General features: G+C 37.8%; 14 protein-coding genes. 2 read left to right on the top strand and 12 right to left on the bottom strand.

Features of this window, described 5'->3' with window-relative positions; translation table 11 throughout:
- Positions 1-548: 548 nt before the first annotated feature.
- From P4L16_07955 to P4L16_07900, 12 genes are all read right to left on the bottom strand, one after another.
- Positions 549-725: a hypothetical protein gene (locus tag P4L16_07955; GenBank protein MDR3625054.1), complete on the bottom strand. Its 177-nt coding sequence runs from the start codon at positions 723-725 to the stop codon at positions 549-551.
- Positions 726-740: 15 nt separating this feature from the next.
- Positions 741-1142, bottom strand: a complete 402-nt coding sequence (locus P4L16_07950; protein MDR3625053.1) for a nucleoside 2-deoxyribosyltransferase — start codon at positions 1140-1142, stop codon at positions 741-743.
- 114 nt (positions 1143-1256) lie between these two features.
- Positions 1257-1940: an NUDIX hydrolase gene (locus P4L16_07945; protein ID MDR3625052.1), complete on the bottom strand. Its 684-nt coding sequence runs from the start codon at positions 1938-1940 to the stop codon at positions 1257-1259.
- A 48-nt stretch (positions 1941-1988) separates the two neighbouring features.
- Positions 1989-2615, bottom strand: coding sequence for an AAA family ATPase (locus P4L16_07940; protein MDR3625051.1), 627 nt, complete (start codon positions 2613-2615; stop codon positions 1989-1991).
- A gap of 25 nt (positions 2616-2640) precedes the next feature.
- Positions 2641-4095 (bottom strand): hypothetical protein, encoded by a 1455-nt coding sequence (locus P4L16_07935; protein ID MDR3625050.1) that lies wholly within the window; start codon positions 4093-4095, stop codon positions 2641-2643.
- A gap of 403 nt (positions 4096-4498) precedes the next feature.
- Positions 4499-5746: a bifunctional folylpolyglutamate synthase/dihydrofolate synthase gene (locus tag P4L16_07930; GenBank protein ID MDR3625049.1), complete on the bottom strand. Its 1248-nt coding sequence runs from the start codon at positions 5744-5746 to the stop codon at positions 4499-4501.
- A 125-nt stretch (positions 5747-5871) separates the two neighbouring features.
- Positions 5872-7668, bottom strand: a complete 1797-nt coding sequence (locus tag P4L16_07925; protein MDR3625048.1) for an ABC-F family ATP-binding cassette domain-containing protein — start codon at positions 7666-7668, stop codon at positions 5872-5874.
- A complete protein-coding gene (locus P4L16_07920) occupies positions 7665-9110 on the bottom strand; it encodes a hypothetical protein (protein ID MDR3625047.1) in 1446 nt (481 codons plus the stop codon). The genes P4L16_07925 and P4L16_07920 overlap by 4 nt, the downstream gene beginning before the upstream one ends.
- Before the next feature lie 81 nt (positions 9111-9191).
- Entirely contained in the window at positions 9192-9641 is a 450-nt protein-coding gene (locus P4L16_07915) for a hypothetical protein (protein ID MDR3625046.1), read from the bottom strand.
- A gap of 153 nt (positions 9642-9794) precedes the next feature.
- On the bottom strand, positions 9795-11282 hold the full coding sequence (locus P4L16_07910) for an MFS transporter (protein ID MDR3625045.1): 1488 nt from the start codon (positions 11280-11282) through the stop codon (positions 9795-9797).
- Positions 11279-12514: an efflux RND transporter periplasmic adaptor subunit gene (locus P4L16_07905; protein ID MDR3625044.1), complete on the bottom strand. Its 1236-nt coding sequence runs from the start codon at positions 12512-12514 to the stop codon at positions 11279-11281. Before P4L16_07905 ends, P4L16_07910 begins: the two co-directional genes overlap by 4 nt.
- The gene (locus P4L16_07900) at positions 12504-13967 is read right to left on the bottom strand and encodes an efflux transporter outer membrane subunit (GenBank protein MDR3625043.1); all 1464 of its coding nucleotides are present in this window, start codon (positions 13965-13967) and stop codon (positions 12504-12506) included. The genes P4L16_07905 and P4L16_07900 overlap by 11 nt, the downstream gene beginning before the upstream one ends.
- 175 nt (positions 13968-14142) lie before the next feature.
- Here P4L16_07900 and P4L16_07895 point away from each other — a divergent pair, with 175 nt between their 5' ends.
- Positions 14143-15864 carry a protein kinase gene (locus tag P4L16_07895; protein ID MDR3625042.1) on the top strand — a complete coding sequence of 574 codons (1722 nt, stop codon included), beginning with the start codon at positions 14143-14145 and terminating at the stop codon, positions 15862-15864.
- A gap of 77 nt (positions 15865-15941) precedes the next feature.
- Positions 15942-21599 (top strand): excinuclease ABC subunit UvrA, encoded by a 5658-nt coding sequence (gene uvrA, locus P4L16_07890; protein ID MDR3625041.1) that lies wholly within the window; start codon positions 15942-15944, stop codon positions 21597-21599.
- The last annotated feature ends 263 nt before the right edge of the window (positions 21600-21862 follow it).

Genomic DNA, 21862 nt, shown 5'->3' with positions numbered 1-21862 from the left:
TATAACGCAGGCTTTCAGCCTGCAAATTACGTGCTGAGGGCACCTAAGGCGTGTGCCCTAGGCTTTTATAAATCAGGCTTTCAGCCTGAAATAGTTGCAAGTATAATTTTCAGGGCATCAAAGCAATAATGCAGGCCTTCAGCCTGCAAATCACGTGCTGATGGCACCTAGGGCGTGTGCCCTAGGCTTTTATAAATCAGGCTTTCAGCCTGAAATAGTTGCAAGCATAATTTTCAGGGCATCAAATTATAACGCAGGCTTTCAGCCTGCAAATTACGTGCTGAGGGCACCTAAGGCGTGTGCCCTAGGCTTTTATAAATCAGGCTTTCAGCCTGAAATAGTTGCAAGTATAATTTTCAGGGCATCGCCCTGTATTATAAAAGCCTAGGGCACACGCCCTAGGTTACTCCAAAACATGATTTGCAGGCTGAAGGCCTGCTTTATAGTATCCATGTTGGCTTTCAGCCTGAAATAGTTGCAAGCATAATTTTCAGGGCATCAAAGCAATAACGCAGGCCTTCAGCCTGCAAATTACGTGCTGATGGCACCTAGGGCACACTCCCTAGGCTATTCCAAAAAATGACATAAAACCCCTCCTCCATTCCCCTATGAAAGTGCAAGCCAGGTCCTAAACCTAAGTTTTCAGCAAACATCTCAAACAATTCGATGCTTTCACTCTTTTGTAAGAGCCGAATACATGCATCACCTATGTTAAAAATCTTCATCAATAGCCCCTGGTTTTAGTGCGTCTTTAAATGTTCTAAAAGCACATTAAAGTCCCAAACAAGCGTATCTATTGAGTAGATAAACATTACATCCTTATCTAGCTTCTTCTGAAATTCATCCATCTTATTTTCATGCAAATCTGCAAATCCAAATACAGGCCTTCCCATTCCAGATACTTGCCCAACTTCCACTGCAAAGTCAATTCCATAGTGTCCATCATCTACGAAGTATGCAAGGAATATGTCTGAGTTCTTTATTAATTTCATATTAGACTCAAATATGTCCTTTGTTTCCATATTCTGTTTTGTAAATTCTGCAGCATATTTCACTGAAAATCCGACTTTTTCTAGCTTATCAGCAAGCTTTCGAGTCTTTTCCTTATGCCTATTTGGGGCACAAATAAATATTTTTTTCATTTTATTACCCTTATTTTTAATTAAAAAAATTGACTATATAGAATGGGAACAAACAAACTGAAAGATATACACAAACAAGCTCAAGAATGGGACTTGTTTGTGTATAGATCTTGTTCATGCGCTCTTTTGCTTCCAAATACGCTCAAAAATTGCGATACTCTCATCTATTCCTGGAATGATTGAGCGCCCATCCAGAAGCTCTTCAGTAGTTAACCATTCAGCTCTCACATGCTTATCCTGTTCAAGAGGAACCTCTATTTGCTCTTCTTCTGCAGGAAATGCGCATTGATATATTTCGAAAACAAAATCTGTATGTTTTGAAGGATTGTCCTCACGAGGCTCTCGTACATAAACTTCTCTTGCTTCAGGAATTTTTCCATCTGCTTGCTGTTGTCGAATATTTTTTCCCGTTTCTTCAAGAACCTCTCTAATCATTGCATCTGTATATGTTTCCCCATCTTCAACTTTTCCTGCAGGAAGTCCCCAGTGATAGGACCAGTCAATTTTTTTCTGCCCCTCTTTTGCTCTATCTCTTTGTAGACAAAGTATTTTTCTAACAGTAACTACGTTGCCATCTACATCCACCAAATTAGCATCAAGATAGCACACACAAGCAACTATTTTGCATTTTATTGGCTTAAAATCAGCTGGGCGCTCTTCGAGCGATTCAAAAACAATTCGTGTTTTCTCTGCAGTCGAGCTAGAACTAGCTATTGACCCAGATATTTCTGTCCTATCCACGCAAGATGTACTTGGTGAGTAAGATGTTTGAGTTACAGGTATAGTAACTGATGACATAAAAACCTCTTGATAATTAATGATTTATAAAAATTTATTTTAATAAACTTATTCACTTTCTATGTGGGCTAAAATTGACTTTACCCTTTCTTCTATAGTATCTTTAGGGATAAAAATGATTTTAAACCCAAGGTTTCTATAACTCTCTTTTATTTTTTCTCCGATAGCTAGAGATTCCTCATCTGCTTCAGCTCTAATTTCAGTTTGTTCAGTAAATCCCAAGTGTTCTATAAAAAAAACAGTTCTAGAATAATATCCCTCTCTAACGACCTCTTGAACATTATGCTGTAACTCTGCGGTGGGAACTGCACCGAAATGCAAGCAATAACTCATTGTATCAATAGGAGATCGATCAAAAAATGCCATATGAACATTTTTTGCTAAGAGTTCTTGTTGACGCTGTTTTTGCAGCGCTACTATTTTTTCACGAAAGCCATCTAATGCCCAAGGAGTTTCTATTCCTAAAGAAAGCTCTCGACTAATTACATCAGCAGCAGCTTCCATTCCAACAGAGTAGCTGTTTGCAAGCTTGTTAATGATAGAGGTTTTACCAACACCTGGGCCTCCTGTGATAATAAAAAATCTTGGGTTTACACTTAAATCTGAGCAATTAGATTCAATATAATTTGTAATAAATGCCGTAGAAGTCCCTACTGGCTCACTTATAGCACTCATAACTCATTTTCCTTAAAATTTCTGTTTAGTTTAAAAAGACTCCATTGCTGCGATGTAGACTTCCAAAACCGTAATTTTTTGCAATATGTATTAAATGTTCTTGTACGTAACCACTCCAACCTTGCGTTGCTATATCTTCTAAATTTTCTAGCATCCAGCTATGTGATAATCCTGTATGTCCCAGCGCTTGTTGCTCACTGCTTTCCTCAAATGCTTTATAAACTGGCTGAGCAGAATAAAATTGTTTTCTTTTCTGAAAATCTGCAAATCTTTCTACACCCTCTTTTAAGATCTCCCAAATACTTGGAGTTTGACCAACAGTTGCTTGAGCACCTAAAAAACTAACCGTCATGACCCTCTGGGATAAATCATCAGTAAGAAAAGAAAAATCTCCCTCTTTACAGTCACTTAAAGGATGCTGAAGGACTCTAGGACCTGCTAACCTAAAGCTCATCTCATCAATTTCCTCTTTTTGTTTTTCTAACCGCGCTAATAATCCACTATTACCTTCACTACCTTCCAAAATATTTGTAAGTGCATCATAACACACTTGATTTACGCCTTTTGCATAAATACCTTGAACTAATCGAACTACAGCTACATATTGACAATCTCTAGTGCCAAATTCTTTGAAGTACTCTTCTGCAAGTTTTTGTAAGATTCCAGTAGCTGTAAAGTCCACGCCACCTTGATAAGTATAAATTTCATCAATATTTCTTGTAAATAGCTCTTGCTGGTCATCTTGAGCGCGAATTGCATTGTAGGCTATAACACCATGTCGAATTACTGCAGGAGAAAGGTTCCATATTTTACCACTAATACATCTAAAATTACCCTCTTCTATAGTAACTGGAGGATAAAACTTCTTACTGGACGCTCTATCAACAATGCTCATTACCTGCCTTAAACTCTCTGATAAGTCAGAAATACGCTCTTTTAAAGCCTTTATTTCTTCAGCCTTTTCATATATTCGACAACCCTCTTTCCCTGTATAAAAGTAGTGTACAAGACTTTTAGGTAGAACCTTGCGCCCTGCTTGTACAATATTTTCTTGTGCAAGAAATGCGTCTAATAAAACTAGAGATCTACTTTGTAATAAAAAGAATTTTTCTTCATGAACAATCTTATTATAAATTTTTATAAAAGTAGAGCGTAACAGACTTGGAACATAAGATCCCGCAAGCACGTCATCCTCGGGTATTAATTGCTTAACGCATTTATCATAAAGTATAAATGCCTTTTTAATTTCACCTGCATTAGGAATAAAGCTTCCTTCTCCATCAATGCCCTCAACGGCTTTTCTTAATAAATCTTTTTGATCTTTGGCAAGAAAGGTCAAGCTTTGTAAATAAATTGCAAGAATATCTTTTTGAGAATACCTTATTCCCTTTGAATTTGTAACTAGCTCATCCAGAGACAAACATATACTATTTGTTCCGTGTGTATGAGGCGAAACTAACGAAAAACTACTAGAAGCCATAAAAACCACCCGTATATTATTATTTATTGATACTGCCGCTTGCTGGCGCCTAAAAGGAGGACCTTTAACTCTTAAAAATCTCCTTATCAGCATTTAATGGCTAGGGAGTATATCAAAAGTAGAAGTATTCAAAATACCGTAATGATTACGGTAACCCCTCAAAAAGTGTCTATTGATTTCTGACTGAGCATAATTTTCAGGGCATCGAATTATAACGCAGGCCTTCAGCCTGCAAATTACATGCTGAGAGCACCTAGGGCGTGTGCCCTAGGCTTTTATAAATCAGGCTTTCAGCCTGAAATAGTTGCAAGCATAATTTTCAGGGCATCGCCCTGTATTATAAAAGCCTAGGGCACACGCCCTAGGTTACTCCAAAACATGATTTGCAGGCTGAAGGCCTGCGTTATAGTATCCACTTGACCTTGTTTGTGTATAGATAAGCAAGTGCGTCAGCTACAAGATAGAGAGAACCTGCAACAACAATGGGCGCTCCAATAGAATTTGCTTTTTTAAGTGCCTCCTGGAAGCTATTACAAGCATATTTTGCAAGAATCATCTTTGATAAATTTTCAAGTGTTTCTGACTTTTCCGTTGCAATTTTTGTCAAAATTACTTCCTTAGCAATGCCTTTAAGGATAAGTCCTGTTTCCTTTACACTTTTTCCAATAAGTGCTCCATAGATAAGTGTCACCTGATTGCTGCCAAAATATTTTTCAATAAAGTCTACAAGTGCTATAGCCCCCTGAACGTTATGAGCGCCATCTATAAGAATTTTTGGAAGAGCATTGCCCTGTTCAATAAGTTGACAGCGCCCTGGCCATACACTTTTTTTTAAACCATTTTCAATCGTGCTAGAAGAAATAGAAGGTAATATTTCTTGCACAGCTGCAACACTCAGTGCCGTATTCCAGCGCTGATGATCCCCTAAAAGAGGAGATTTATACCTGTCAAGATCACTTGCAGTAATCACTTTTAAAGGACTATCTACTTCTTTTGCCCTTTCGAATAAAACATCCATAACCTCTTTTTCTTGTAACAGAGTAATAGAGGGGATTTTGGACTTAATAATACCCGCTTTTTCCCTTGTAATTTCTTTTAGAGAATTTCCTAAATAACTCATGTGGTCAAAGCCAATAGATGTAATTACAGAAAGCAGCGGAGTAATCACATTAGTAGAATCCAGCCTTCCCCCAATACCCGTTTCAAAAATAACAATATCGACTTGTTTTTTTTTGAACCAGGAAAGTGCAATCATCGTTGTGATCTCAAAGAAATGTGCATCGGGGATAAGATTCTCTATCAATGCAAGCTCTTCTCGTAATTCCTCGTCAGAAATTTTTTGACCATTAATTTGAAAGCGCTCATGATAAGAAAGAAGGTGGGGCGAGGTGTAAAGGCCTACAGAAAGACCTGCTTCCTTAAGAATAGATGCGCACATAGCAGCAACAGAGCCTTTACCATTAGTGCCTGCAATATGTATGAAGCGTAAATCTTTTTCTGGATGATTCAATGCCCTGCAAAGAGCTTGCATCTTTGCAAGAGAGTGCCTTGGCTCTCCACCGCGCTTTTGGAATAATAGGTCTAAGTAGTTTTGCTGCATTAGACTTCTTGCGTAATTACATTTGCTTGTTAAAATTGTCTTTTTTTGCATCTTTATCGTTAAATTTTTCAACCATATGTTCACATATGCTCTCAAAATTTATCAATAAATCTATTCAAAAAATTTCAATTTTTCTAAGCAAAGCTAATTATGCAAGAAGTCTATTATAAAAGCAATTAAGTTCCTCGTGATTTGTCCAAAAGATACTGCCAGCGCTCAAATAACTTATCTAATTTTGTTTGAGCAAACCCTAGGGCTACATAGCCTTCTTGCACCTTTTGAGGATCTGCATGAACTACTGGATCATCTAGTTTTTGCTGTAAAGTTTCTAATTCCAGCTCAGCTCCCATGATAGCTTGTTCCATGCCCTCAAGTTCTTTTTGCTCTTTATAAGATAATTTTTTGGATGGTTTATCACTTACTGCGGATGAAGGTTTAAAAAGCTCTTCTTTTTTCTGAGAAAAACTTGTAGCAGCAAGTGATTGCTCAAATTGGCGTAAATCAGCAAAAAGTTGCTGCTCTAGATTACTTCCAAGGCCTAAAATTTGAGTGCAAATATTATCCATCAAAGCGCGATCATGCGTAATTAAAACAACCGCACCTGCAAATTCTTTTAAGCTCTCTTCGATAACTTCTAGTGTCTCTATATCTAAGTCGTTTGTTGGTTCATCCAAAAAAAGCACATCAGCAGGCTCTAGCATCAGCTTTGCAATTAAAATTCTTGCTCGCTCACCACCTGATAAACATTTTACAGGTATTGTTAAACGATCTGCTTGAAATAAAAACTTTTTTGCCCATCCATTGACATGAATCGATTGACCGCGGTAATTTACCATATCTCCATTAGGTGCAAGTGCTTCTTTTAAAGAAATTTCAGGAGGTATGTGCTCTCTATGTTGATCAAAGTAGACTAAGCGAAGATCCTCTGCATACTTTACTGTTCCCATATCTTGGGGAACAACACCTGCAAGAATCTTTAATAGTGTTGTTTTACCTGTGCCATTTTTGCCTACAATACCTATTCTACTTCCAGGAGAAAGGTTTAAGTCTATCCCTTTAAAAAGAGTTTTTCCATCTATTGACTTACCAATATTTTTTGCAACAATGAGTTTTCTAGTTTCCCTCTCAGAAGCTGAAAATTCAATATTCACCTTGTGCGTTTTATTACGCTTTCGAACGGCTGCAAGCTCATTGATTAACTCATGCGCCCTTTGAACACGTGATTCTGACTTTGTAGTACGAGCCTTTGGTGAGCGTTTAAGCCAGTCAATTTCATCGCGTACAACGGATGCAAGCCCTCTTTCTTGCTGCAATTGTGCTTCTAAAAAGGCATCTCTATGAGTTGCAAACGTACTCATCTTGCCACCTGTCATAAATAGACCTTGTGGATAGCATTTGTTCAATTCAAGCACTTTGTTAACTACATTTTCTAGGAAATAGCGATCATGACTGATCACAATATAGGTGATTTTTTCTTTTGCTAAAAACTTCTCTAACCAAAGAATGCCCTCTAAATCTAGGTGGTTAGTAGGTTCATCCAAGAGAAGAAGGTCTGGCTCTATCATCAAGGCTCTTACAATATCCAGACGTTTTTTCCACCCGCCAGAAAGAAGTGTTGCATCTTGAGAAAAATCCGTAAATTGCGCTTTTCCAAGAAGTATTCTTGCTCGTGTTAAAAGCTCTTCAGGATCTTCATTTAACACATGATCAACAAGAACTTGTTCTAATGATTTGGAGGGAAATTCAGGTACCTGACTTGCATATCCTACACGAAGACCTTGTCTTTTAGCAATCGATCCAGAGTCTGCCTTTTCAAGGCCCATTAAAATTTTCAATAAGGTAGACTTACCAGCGCCATTTGGGCCGATTAATCCAAGGTGGTCTCCTTGCGATACCACAAAAGAGATCTCTTCAAACAAAACTTCTGTTCCAAAAGACTTTGATAAAGAGTGAATACTTATTAATGATGTCATGCTAACCACTCATCTAATTTTGATATAATTACGGGATGTGCAACTACATCATAAAACCTTTCATAATGCTCTGCTTGTAAAAGTTTTTCATTATCTGTAAGTGCCTTTGGAAAGTGATTTAAAGCTGTAAAAGAGATCCGATCTGTTTTAGGGTCATGAATGGACCACTTTTTAACCTTTCTTTTAAAGGCGGATTCTCTATTTGCAAGTGTGGATGCTGCAACTAATGATAAGTCTTCTACTATAGAAGGTGTAAATCGGTCTAAAAAAAATGTATCGACTTTATTTGCAAGCTTTCTTGTAACATAGAGCTGAAAAGCATAAAAAATAGGCTTTGGCAAAGATCCTTTTAAATAAGCCATTAGAGAGTCCAAAGAGCAAGATCCCCTTACCTGTAAAGGATAATGATCTCCTCTTATTTCATTTTCTTTCCCCAATACATTTGTTATATATTCTATAATCCTATTTGTATGTATAGGTTTAGTGGAATCTACATTAAAATCAACTAAATTATTAATAAATATTTCATTTGCAACCTTGTTTAAAGGACAATGTGTGAATTTTGCGGAGTACGTCTTCCACTTATCTCTATCTGAAATTTGAGCTCCTTGACCCGTATTATATATTTTAAAAGTACATTCTTCATTACTTTCGCGAGTAATTTTATAAATAATCGCATGAGTAGATGTTCCTGCTGGAAGTGTTAAAGACTCCCCTACTGCTAATTTTTTAAGTTCTTCAGTAAAATCTAAACTAAATTTTGAGGTGACTTTTACTAGATCTACAAACTCTGTATTCACACATTTTTCTATAAGCTCGTGAATACTCATAACTTTTTCAATACCTTGTTGAAGGCCTATAAGCGCTTTTTTAATAAGTTCTAAGTCAATTGCGCTCAATTCCCCTTCATATTCATCTATAAAATTACTTAATTCATTAAATAACATCCGATAGGATAGAACAAAAAAACCTCCAGCTAAGTCCAGATTCTCCTCTTGATCTGATTCTAAACGTGGAAATAAGAAAAATCCTTTTAAGTTAAGATCTCTTTTTTCTATACGGCTAATCTTTTCTTCCATATAGGTATGATCTTGTTCCTTTCCAAATTGAGAACAAAGAGACTCTACTTGTTTTAAGATAGCAATGGTTTGTCTCTCTCCTCTAGAAAAAATACCAAAAAAATTAAGTATGCGCCAAACCCACGACTTTGTTCTTGTTACCCTGTCTGCAATTGTTTTTAAATTATTTGACAATTCATCATATCTATTAACTTGGTAGGAGCCTTCTGGCAATTTAGATATATTTTCTGGCAAAACATCTTTTACAACAGATGCTATTTTTTCCAATTCTTTGGAAACAAGCAAATTTCCATCAGATGCATACTTTGCAGTAAGTTCCAAAGCCTCTTTAAACTGACGATTAGGATCAAATTCAAAAGCCATTTTAACCTACATTATGTCTAATAAAAAAAGCCGATAAATAAAAAATACTTACCGGCTTAATCTTAAAAAAAGAGACCCTAATTAAGCAATAGCTTTGAAGCTATTTTTATCATTTTCATCTTCTGTAGATGCAAGCATCATGTCAGAAGATGTTTTGTTGTCATCATCATCATCATCGCTATCTACATCGTCTGTAGATGCAAGCATCATACCGGAAGATGTTTTATTGTCTTCATCATCACTATCTTCATCGTCTGTTGTAGATGCAAGCATCATACCAGAAGATGTTTTGTTGTCTTCATCATCACTATCTTCATCATCTGCAGATGCAAGCACGAGCTTAGAGACGATTTCTTCTTCGCTATTTGTAGATGCAAGTCTCAATGATGGATTATCTCCATTTTCATTTTGATCGTCTACTGAGTAATTTAGAATAACATTTTCATCATCAGCAACTCCATTCATGGCTGGACTTGCAAATGCAAATGTACTTATAGATAATATAGCCGTTAAAGCGCTTTTCAATTTCATTTTATTCCTCTCTTATTAATTAGGGATTACAAATCTTCCAGCCATGTTATCAACGCGGAGTTTTTCAAGGCTGTAACAAGGCTATCAAGGCTAGAGTATTAGCGTCAAGTCAAAAGATATATTTTTTATATCAATATAGATTAACTTTTAAGTTTATAAATTAAAAACCTTTTTTTTAGAAGATAGTACTTTATTCCTAGAAAAAAAAGTAAAAAGTGTTACTACAAATAGCCCCACAAGAAGCCACCCCATCAGATAAAAACAATCATCAAGAGCAAGTGCTATCGATTGCCTTGTAAGATAGTCTTCAAGCTGAGCGTCTGCAGAAAGCCCCTTAAGCCCTACAAGAAACGCTTTGGAAAAAAAATCCGCTGTCTGCTGTGAAAAGTCTGTAAGGGCACTTCCTAGCCTTTCATGATAAAATACAGTCCTTCTTTGCCAAAGGATAATATAAAGAGAGGCTCCAAAACCACAAGCAAGAGCCCTTGTCATCTGAAACCATTCAAGAACTTGAACTGCTCGCTTACTAGAAAAGCTCTCAAAACTAATCTGAAAAAGGGGGGGTAAAAATAGTGCCAGACCAAATCCTGCTAAAATCCTAGAAAATGCAATTCTTTCAAAATTTACATCCACATTAAAAATTGTTGTATGAAAACAAGAAACAACCAGTATAGCTATAGCCAGAAGCAGTGGAATTCTTCGATCGCACCCTATTTTCTCTTGGATTAAATAATTTGGTAATATTCCAGCAATGGCCATTGTTCCAATTAAAAGAGCGATCCAAAGAGGCGTAAAATTGACATAAAGAGCAAGCCAGAACACTAAGAGAATTACCATACCAAAATAAGCTGAAAACAATAGGCTCAAACTAAGTAGTGCAAACACAAATAAGGGACGTGTAAGCATCCGAAAATTGATAATAGGAAAAGGATGGGAAAAAAAACGAAAGACCACAAAAATTAATGAGATAAAACCTATGATCAATAGTGCTATAACAAGTTGTGAGCGAAACCAATCAAGTTCTTGCCCCGCTGTAAGCACAGTTCCAATAGCTGTGACAGCAATGAACAAACATATATATCCAAAGCCATCAAAAGGCACTTTTGGATTGTTTTCTTCACTTTTCATAAAACTAAGTATAAACGCTAAGATAAGCGCAATAAAAGCATCGAAGTAAAATAGATAGCGCCAATTGTATTCGTAAGCAACAATACCTCCAATGCTCACACCTACAACAGGACTTACTATGGCAATTGTAAGAAGTGCAGACGTGATACCAACACTCTTTGGAAGCAGCCTTGAGATTTGATAATAAAAAGGTCCACAAACTAGTCCCTGAATAAATCTTAAAACAACAAAAATGGGAAAGTTTAAAGAGAGCGCACAAAACCATGAAACAAATGCAAAGAGAACTAAACAATAAAGAAGTGATTTTTTAGCGCCTATTTTATCAACTAAATACTTACCTAAAGGTATTCCAAGAGCATTTGCTATGGCAAAAAAAGTAACGGGATATGTTCCTGTAAATTGACTTCCTCCAAGATCACTTACGATATATAATCCAGACATCAATGGCAGCGTTGTATTCATGATAAGCAAAGAAGATACCGAAAGGAGAGTAATTAAAAATCCTATCTTCATAATTGATTTACAAGGCATTGAAGGTTTACATCTAGTTCTTTTTTTATCACATTCAAAGGTCTGTCTGCATACTCCATAAGTGTTGGATCTAAGTTTTCTTCTATAATTTCTGCAACCATTTTTAAATCACCCAATTCCTCTTCTCTAAAAATCGTTGTTGAATAAGTAGGTGATCCTTCTGTGGAATTGGGCACGCGCAAACCTCTTTGATCTCTTAAATTCACTGTTGCTTCCATAGAAAGTCCAATACGCAGTGGGTATTTTTTTAGTTCTTCTGGATCCAATCCAACGCGCACTGGAAGGCGTTGTACAATTTTAATCCAGTTTCCAGATAGGTTTTGTGGAGGAAGAAGTGAAAATGCATTTCCAGCAGCTCCTGGAAGCCCTAGAATAATACCCTTAAACACAATATCATCTCCATAAAGATCTGAAGTAATTTTTACTTTTTGTCCAATACGCATATCTGTAAGCTGCGTTTCTTTAAAGTTGGCATTTACCCAAATTTGATCGAGTGGAATGACGCTCATAAGAGGATTACCAGCGTTTACCCACATGCCTACTTGAATTTTTCTTTGTGCTGCAAGCCCCTCAACAGGAGAATAGATATCACAACGATACAATTGAACATATGCATCCCTTAACCTGTCAGCTACACTTCTAACAAGGGGATGACTCATAATAGAAGTTCCTTGCACCAAAGAGAGTGCTTGGTTGAAAAGCGTCTCTGTTTTTTTATAATCATAATGAGCAGAGCGAAGAGCTGCAACGGCGTGTTGAAAATCCTCCAGAGAAACACCCGCTGCTGCAAGTACATCGAGCCTGTGCTGATAATCTTGCGCGGCTTTAATTAGAATGGCCTCTTTTATTACAAGCTCTGCTCTGTAGACAAAAACTTGATGAAAAAGCTGAGACACTTCTCTTGTAGTGTTTGCAAGATCTTTTTGAGATTTTTCTAGTGCAATACGAGAATCTGTTTTATCTAGTTCAACAAGTAATTGTCCTTTTTTAACAAGATAAGTATCATCTGTATAAATGGATTGTATAAAGCCAGGACGAAGGGGCGTAATGTAGACCTGATTGCCCTCTACATAAGCATCATCTGTATATTCAATAAAGCGCAAATAAAACAGCCAAAATAAAAATCCTAATAAAACAAGTAATAAACAGATCCCAAAATAGCATAAAGCAAACTTTTTTCTTTTTTTCTGTGGAGGTGTATTGCTAGTTGTCATATTTTTTTAGTGGGATACACTCTGCATGGTAGCCACCACCCAAAGCCTTGATTAATTTTATTGTTACTAAATATTGATTATAAATAAGCGTTACATCTTCTAATTCTTTATCAATAAGCTCTTCTAGATATTGGTAAACGGCAAGGAAATTGTCTAAGCCCTTTTCTTTACGAAGAACTGTAAGCTCATAGCGTTGTTTAGATCGCTCGATTACAAGATTCTGCAATGCCTTTTGTTCGTACACAGACCTTCCAAGGGCAAGTAAGTCAGCAACTTCTCTTGCACTATCTAGTAATAGCTGGTTATAGGCATAAATAGCTGCATTAAAATCTGCCTTGCGAGCTCTAATGTTTGCTCCAATTGCACCGGCAGTAAAGATTGGCAAATAAAGAGCTGGAGTTACACTTGCTGTGATGCTTCTTGCTTGAAAAATTTGAGAATATAAAGCACTTTCCACGCCTACAAGGCCTGCCAGATTAATATTGGGATAATAATCAGCCATGGCAGCTCCCACTTCATGAGCAAGTGCTTCTGCTCGCCAAATCGTTGCCATAAGATCTGGCCTTCTTGCAAGTAAGTTGAGAGACACATCACATGGGATTGCGATCTTTTCAGGAATAGGTGACAAGCATTCTGTAATGTTAAGACACTCGTCAGGACCTCTTCCAGCAAGAGTGTTGATTACATGTTTATTAACTGCAATTTCCTCTTCAATACTTGCAACAAGCTTTCCTGCTTCTAAAACTAGCTCCTCAGAAAGGAGAGGATCCAGCTTAGACAATAATGCTTTTTGTAATAATAGTTGCTGCAACTCAAACGCATCTTTTCGCACACGATAAAGTCTTAAATAAAGCTCTCTTCTGATGAGATTAGTTTTAAGAGCAAAATAACTTTGTGCAAGCGCTGTTGTTGTTACTAAAATCACTTCTGCAGATTCCGCTTTTGCTGCTTGCTCCCTTCCAAGGGCTGCAGCAAATAGATTTGCATTTTGCCCCCAAAAATCAAATTCATAGGTAAAGCCAATGGAGAGGTCTACCAAGTTTGCACTAATGGGGAATTTAGGATTAAATGCCCTGTAAAGCCCATTGTGGCTTACATACTCTTTGGTATCTTCATACTCAAAAAAAACTAAAGGAAAAAGCTTTGCTCGCACAACAATCGATTCTTGCCTTGCAAGTTCAATACGCTCTCGAACTTCTTGAATAGTTGGGTTCTTACTGAGGGCTGATGCTATTAGACAATTTAAGTCGGGGGCATGAAATTCACTCCACCAGCAATCTTTTGGCCATGTACTTCTTGTAAAAAAGGGCGTGTGCATGCTTGTACAAATACTTTTCTGTAAAGAAGGAGGCGCTATAATATTTTTAACTTGTTCTTGCTTTGGCATTGATACATTACAAGATGAAAGAAGAATGACACCTAAAAATGCATTGCGTATGTTAAAAAAAGACATGGCTATAACTATTATATATGTAAAAATAAATTTTTCTGTTACATCATGCAGAATAAATAGTCAATAGAGTTTTTTAATAACCTTGCATAAGGTCAAATAAAATAAATTTAATTGCATAAATTCAATTAATCCTGTACGATATGTTCACATTTTTAATTAAACATATTATATTACTATGAGTTCCATTAATTTAACTGAAACAACACTCACCTATGAGACTAGAGAATGCAAAGCTTCTTCAACTTCATGTTCTTGCAGCTCTGGACAATTGAGGAACAGACTTATTGTTTCAGGTCTTGTCAAAATTGCTGCAGATGTTTTAACAGCGGAGCAGTTTTATGAAGCACGTGAAGAATTAAAAAATTCTTCATTCTCAATTTTTAGAAAATGGGTTCCGGTAACTCTACGTGATGAAGGTAACACACTCTATCTAAACCTTAATGTTGCAAGCATAGCAAAACGTCTCAATATTTCAAGGAACATTGTATATGCGGCTGCAAAGCGAGCTTGTAGTGAACCTCGCATTTTTCACAACTTTCTACAAAGCAAAAGTGGTGCTAACTTTCTTCAAACAGGAACAAGTGCTCTCTTTAGAAGCGCCATGCCCCACGATTCTTGCAAGAAAATCTGCAACTTTATTAGAAATGAGCGCGAAGCATTGCTTCGTGGAATAGATAAGCATGCAAGTGTTTCTTATTACCGTATAGATAATGCACTACTACGTTGTAGTAGCAGACAGAATCCTTCCCTTGAGGGAATAGAGGGTGATTTACCCTATCTTCAAATGAATCGCGATTCTTCCATCTATGTTCATTTTACAGGGCAGCCTACCCATAATGGGATGCATTTAGCCATCGATTATGATAGGGGCGCTGTTTTAATGGTTAGATCTGTTGATAAGTGGAAGACCACATCATCTGCAAACAAACTTAGTCTTGATGGCGCAAAAAACATTGCAACAACAATAAGAGTAACTGCTTTAAGAGAAGAGAAAGTTTTGTTCATCTACCCCTACTATGATAGGAACTTACAATATGAATTAGAACATCGCCAGCTTTCAACAAAGAAGCGTTTACAAATCATCTCGGATATCATTGAAGGAGCAGCTTGCCTTGCAGACAGGCAAATCGTTCATAGAAATCTTCACCCTGCAAATATCTATCTTTGCAACAAAAACAGTAGACTCCAAGCTTTTATCGGTGGCTTAGAATGCGCAACTCCTTCTAAAAATAGTGATGAAGGAAAATATAGCCTTTGGGGAATCCAAGAGCTTTTTCCTCCTGAATGTATAGCTGTACAACTTGGTCCAGAAAGAATTGACAAAAAGCTTTATGAAAATTCAATAAGACACGCAAATAGCACTAAGCGAGATGCCTGGACACTTGGTTGTATTATCAGGCAATTGATGGGAATTGCTCTTCCAAAGATAACAGCAGTTCAAAGCGTAGCTTCGCCGATCATACAACTTCCTGCTCGTAATCAAATGCCAGGAGAAGCTGACTTACTTATGCCTATAATAAATAACAGCTCACCTAGATTTACAATAGAGATAGAAAACCATTCATTAGAGTATCTCCATATGGCAGATCCTTTGACTAAATTAATCCATGATTTAGTGTGTGATCTTCAACAAATAGACCCTGAAGCGCGCCTTTCAGCAAATACTGCTCTTGCAAGACATAAAGACGCTATTAAAGTTATATTAGAGCAGCCAGATGCACAACCTCAACCTATATTAGGGCAGCCAGAAGAACAACCTTCATCACGTTCTTTTTTACGAGTAGGTTCATTTGTTGAATTTGTCTCACCAAGCTCTTTTTCCAATTTAAATCCATATGAAGATGACCCTACTTCACTAGATTTACCTACATTGTCTGAAGCAGCAGGATCGCGTTAAAGAAGGCTTTTTAGAGTACTTGCGGCTTGCGAAATTTTCGCTTGAAGAACTTTTGATTAAGACTGTATAATCGGTGAATGCAGTCACGCCCCATCACTCTAAAAAATGTTTGTGTACATAACTTACGCTCGATAAGTCTTTCTTTAGAGCCAAACCAGCTCATTGTGTTTACAGGAGTTTCTGGCTCTGGAAAGTCCTCTCTTGCCTTTGACACCATTTTTGTCGAAGGACAAAGAAGATATGTAGAATCCCTTTCTACGTTTGCAAGACGCTACCTTGGTGACCTTGCAAAGCCAGACCTTGAGCATGCCTATAACCTCTCCCCCACCATTTCTATCGAACAAAAAACTGCCGGTAAAAATCCTAGATCCACTGTTGGCACAATGACAGAAATTTACGACTACTTGCGTGTTCTTTTTGCAAGAGTTGCAAAGGGCTTTTGCCCTATCAGTAATACGCCCGTTGCCTTGCAAAGTAAAGAGCGCATCATCAAATCTGTGCAAGCACTTCCTCAAGGCAAAAAAATTCTTATCTTGGCGCCTCTTGCAAAAGGAAAAAAGGCAGGGTTTGCAGAAGATCTTCAAATGCTACAAAAGAAAGGCTTTTTGCGAGCACGTATCGACGGGAAAATCGAACTCTTGGATCAAGAAATCACTCTTGATACAAGCCTTTCCCATGATATCGATGTTGTCATTGATCGTATTGAAGTTTCTACAGAAAATTTTTCTCGCCTAGCAGAAGCTGTAACTTCTGCTCTTGAAATGGGCAAAGGCCTTTGCAGCGTGCTCGATGTAGAGAGTGAAAAAGAAACCCTCTTTTCTATGCACGCCTACTCACAAAGCTCTGGTATTTCTTATGCAGCACTAGAACCACACGATTTTTCTTTTAATAGCCCTCATGGCATGTGTACACGTTGCCATGGCCTTGGAAAAGTTGAAGACTTTGATTTAAATCTTATCATCGACGAAGACAAGAGCATTCAAGAAGATTGCTGCTCTATTGCAAGTTCTTACGCAACTGTGCGCTATGGAAACATTTATGACAACCTAGCCCGACTTTATAAATTTAATGTAAAAACTCCTTGGAAAATGTTATCAGAACAGGCAAAAAATGTCTTTCTCTATGGAAATGATCAAAAGTGGACCTCTATGCGCTTTACACACCCCATAAAGAAAAACACATGGACAGAATATGTTTCGTGGAAAGGCGTTTTGTCTGATGCAAAAACGCGTCTTGCTGATGCTAAAAGCGCTTTATATCAAAGCAAGATGCAAAAGCTCATGCATCAAGAAATTTGTCCTGCTTGCAAAGGATCTCGCCTCAAACCCTATCCATCGAAAGCTCTTCTTGCTGAAAAAAGCATCCAACAAATCACTGCATTGAGCATCAAAAATTGCCTCGACTTTTTTGAGAACATAAAACTTTCTAAAGAAGAAGAGATTATCGCTTGTGAGCTTCTTAAAGAGATCAAACAGCGCCTTTACTTTTTGATGGATGTAGGACTTCACTACCTTTGTTTAAACAGAGAATCACCCACACTCTCTGGTGGTGAGGCGCAAAGAGTTCGTCTCGCCTCGCAGATAGGCTCTGGGCTAGTGGGTGTCACCTACATTCTCGATGAGCCCTCTATTGGCCTACATCCAAGGGACAACACACGTCTTGTACAAACATTGCGCCACCTACAGGGCAAGGGAAATACTGTCATCGTAGTAGAGCATGATGAGGAGACAATATTGCATGCAGATCATGTTGTAGATTTTGGGCCAGGGCCCGGAGTCAAGGGCGGCGAAGTTATTTTTGAAGGACCTGTTAAGGATCTTCTTAAACATCCCTCCTCTCTCACAGGAAAATATCTCTCTGGAAGATTGCAAATTGCTATCCCTAAAAAGAGAAAGAAACCCTCCAAAGATTGTATCAAAATTTTAGGAGCTTCCCATAATAACTTAAAGTCTATTGATTTAGAAGTGCCACTTGGCCTCTTTGTTGCTATTACAGGTGTTTCTGGCTCTGGAAAATCCTCTCTTATCTCAGATATTCTCTACCCACTTCTTGCAAATTCTCTTCACAAAGCAGAATTACCTGTTGGGAAATACAAAGAGCTCTTGGGTATTGAAAAAATTGATAAGGTAATAGCCATCGATCAAACACCTATTGGAAGGATACCACGATCTAATCCTGCAACATATATCAAAGTTTTTGATGAAATTAGAGACCTCTTCAGCATGCTTCCAGAAAGCCTTGCAAAAGGATATAAGCCAGGACAATTTAGTTTCAATGTCAAACAAGGCTCCTGTACAAACTGTTCTGGAATGGGTCTTATAAAAATTGATATGGATTTCATGGAGGATGCTTGGGTCACTTGCGAGATATGTAAGGGCAATAGATTTGATGAGGAAACACTCAGTGTTAAATTTAAAGGCAAATCGATCAACGACGTTCTTCAAATGAGCGTACTTGATGCCCATGCATTCTTTTCAGCCATTCCAAAAATTGCTCATCAACTAGAAATGCTCATCAAAGTAGGCATGGGATATATCCAACTTGGACAACCATCGACGACACTTTCTGGAGGGGAAGCACAGCGCATCAAACTTGCAAAAGAACTTATCCGCCCCTCTACTGGCAAAACTCTCTACATTTTAGATGAGCCCACAACAGGGCTTCACTTTCACGATATTGCAGAGCTTTTAAAAGTCCTACACACACTGGTCGATCGCGGTAATACAGTAGTTGTCATTGAGCACAATATGGATGTTGTCAAAACTGCCGATTGGATCATCGATATGGGTCCAGAAGGTGGAGATGATGGCGGAAAAATCGTTGCAAAAGGCACTCCCGAGCAAATATCGCTTCTTAAAACACCTACAGGGCATGCACTATCTGTTGCCTTAAACAATAGCTACCTTGAACTTGTTGCAAAAGAAAAAAAGAAAAAGAATAAAAAAGATGCTATCATCCAAAATATCACCGTGATGGATGCTGAAACACATAATTTAAAGCGCGTCTGTGCAACCATTCCAAGGGAAAAAATTACAATCTGTACAGGGCCTTCTGGCTCTGGTAAAAGCTCTCTTGCTTTTGATACTATCTACGCAGAGGGTCAAAGACGCTATACAGAATCACTCTCTCCTTATGCAAGACAGTTTGTAGAGCAAATGCCAAAACCAAAAGTGGGCAGTGTAGAAGGATTATCCCCTTCTGTTGCAATCGAACAAAAAGCACATGCTGGAAATCCAAGGTCAACAGTTGGAACGCTTACAGAGATCTATGACTATTTGCGCCTTCTTTTTGCAAGAAGTGGTATCGCCTATTGTCCAGAGACTAAAGAGAGAATTTGCTCTATTAGCAAAGAGTTTATAGTAGAAAAAATTCTCTTGTTTCCAGAGGGCACACCTATCTATATTCTTGCACCCATAGAGATTACTTCCTCTGAGAGTTTTGAAGAGGTACAAGAAAAACTTGCCCGCAAAGGCTTTTTAAGAATTTATCTCAATGGATCTTTCTTCGAGCTAGATGAAAAAATTCCTTATATACGAGGAAGGAAGAATAAGCTCTTTTTAGTTGTTGATAGATTAAAAGTCTCATCCAACATTAAGTCAAGGCTCTTTGAGGCAATAAGTACTGCAGCAGAGATCTCTTGCGAAAAAGTATCCCTCATCAAAGACAACGAAGAAATTCATTTTAACCTATCTTTTTCCGTAGAAAGTACAGGAAAATCCTACCCTCCAATAACCCCTCAAAGCTTTGCCTTTAACACGCACTCTGGCATGTGTCTTGACTGCCTTGGCCTTGGCACTCAATACGGAGCGAACCTTGCAAAATTTCCAGACATCATGCAGTTAAATGTCACAGGCCTTCTTAATCTTGTCTGGAATAAGGGAAAATCTCGTAACATCTATAAAATTATCCATGAAATGAAAGCTTTTTTTGAAGAAGAAAAGATTTCTCTAGAAGATCCCCTCTCAGATTTACCACCAGAAAAACTGCAGTTGTTGATGAATGGTTCTCCACCAGAAAAGTGGTATGAAACTAAATCAGGATTTTCATACCAATGGAGGGGTATAAACCCAGTCTTTGCAAAAGCGGGACATAAAGCTCATTTTTTTATCAAAGAAAAAATAATTCCTTGGCTACATGAAATGGTTTGTCCCTCTTGCAAAGGCTCTAGACTCAATCCACTTGCATCTCATGTAGAAGTCCACGGTAAAACAATGCATGAAGTCTGCTCTCTTCCAATCCTTTCTCTACTCTCCTTTTTACAGACAATTACCCTATCCAAAGAGCAAAGTACGCTACTGGAAGAAGTCTTAAAGCAATTAATAAACCGTCTTAATTTTCTTATAGAAGTAGGCCTTCATTATATCTCACTAGATAGAACAGCGCCTACTCTAAGTAATGGAGAAGCACAACGCATACGCCTTGCACGCCAGCTAGGAAGTGGCTTAACGGGTATTCTCTATGTCCTCGATGAGCCAACAGTAGGTCTTCATCCAAAAGAGATTGAACTACTCAATAATTGCCTGAAAAAACTTAAAGATCTTGGCAACACTCTTTTACTTGTCGAGCACGATCCGATGACGCTCTCTTTAGCTGACTACATCATCGACATGGGACCAAAAGCTGGTAGTGAGGGCGGACATATCGTAGCTAGGGGTACTTTAGAGGAAATTAAAAATAATCCTAATTCCCTTACAGGAGCTTATCTCTCAGGAAAAAACTCTGTTGCTGTTCCCAAAACAAGAAGATATGCAAAAAGTGGATCTCTTTTCATAAAAAATGCTACTATGCATAACTTAAAAAACATCTCTCTTGAGCTTCCAATTGGCCTTTTAACATGCATTACAGGCGTTTCTGGCTCTGGGAAATCGACGCTCATTCACGATTTTCTCCATCCCCTAGTACAAAGGGGTGTAGGTAGAAAAGATGCGCTATCTTCCGATGATGGCTCTATTTCTGGCTTAAACCATTTTGATAAAGTCATTATGATAGACCAAAACCCAATTGGTCACACTGTTCGCTCCAATGTTGTAACTTATGTAGAGGCCCTAACTTGCTTGCGCGAATTTTTTGCAAAAATACCCAAAGCAAAAGCTATGGGGCTGCAACCTAAACACTTTAGCTACAATCATAGAGCAGGTATGTGTACGGGTTGCCAAGGTCTTGGGTATAAAAAGATTGAGATGCACTTTCTTCCACCTGTTGTCATCACGTGTCCAGATTGCAAAGGCCTTCGCCTAAATCCAAGAAGTCTAGAAGTTCTATACATGGAAAAAACTTTTGGAAATATACTCCAAATGACTATCAAGGATGCTCTTGTCCTCTTTGCAGCGCACCCTAAAATTAAGCGCATTTTTGAGACTCTCTCTTCTGTGGGTCTTGGCTATTTACAACTAGGACAAGAAATTGCAACGCTCTCTGGAGGGGAAGCGCAGCGCTTAAAACTTAGCCGCGAACTTGCAAAACGCTCTACAGGTAAAACGCTCTACCTACTTGATGAGCCAACAACAGGTCTTCATGCTGATGATATCAATAAACTTGTATCTGTTTTACAAAGGCTTGTTGACAAAGGAAATACAATGATCGTGATCGAACATCAGCTTGATCTTATCCGCTCTTCTGATTACATCATCGATTTAGGCCCAAAAGCTGGAAGTGAGGGAGGTTTTGTCGTTGCAACAGGTACACCAGAGGCTATCGCAAAAAATAAGCACTCCATCACCGGCCCCTACCTATAAACTTTAAAAAAACTTGCTTTACTTTGTGCTACTTGGGTTGAAAATGGCTTCTTAAGTATCACTGATGCATCAAATAGAGGAAGAAAATACAAGCTATCAAAACAATACCAAAAGCTAATCATATGAATAGACTTCTTGCGTAATTACATTTGCTTGTTAAAATTGTCTTTTTTGACATCTTTATCGTTAAATTTTTCAACCATATGTTCACATATGCTTGAAAAATTTATCAATAAATCTACTCAAAAAATTTCAATTTTTCT

Source organism: Chlamydiales bacterium (assembly GCA_031292375.1).
Lineage (GTDB): Bacteria > Chlamydiota > Chlamydiia > Chlamydiales > VFKH01 > JARLHF01.
Note: the sequence above shows the minus strand (reverse complement) of the source record. Positions and strands in the feature narration are given on the sequence as shown.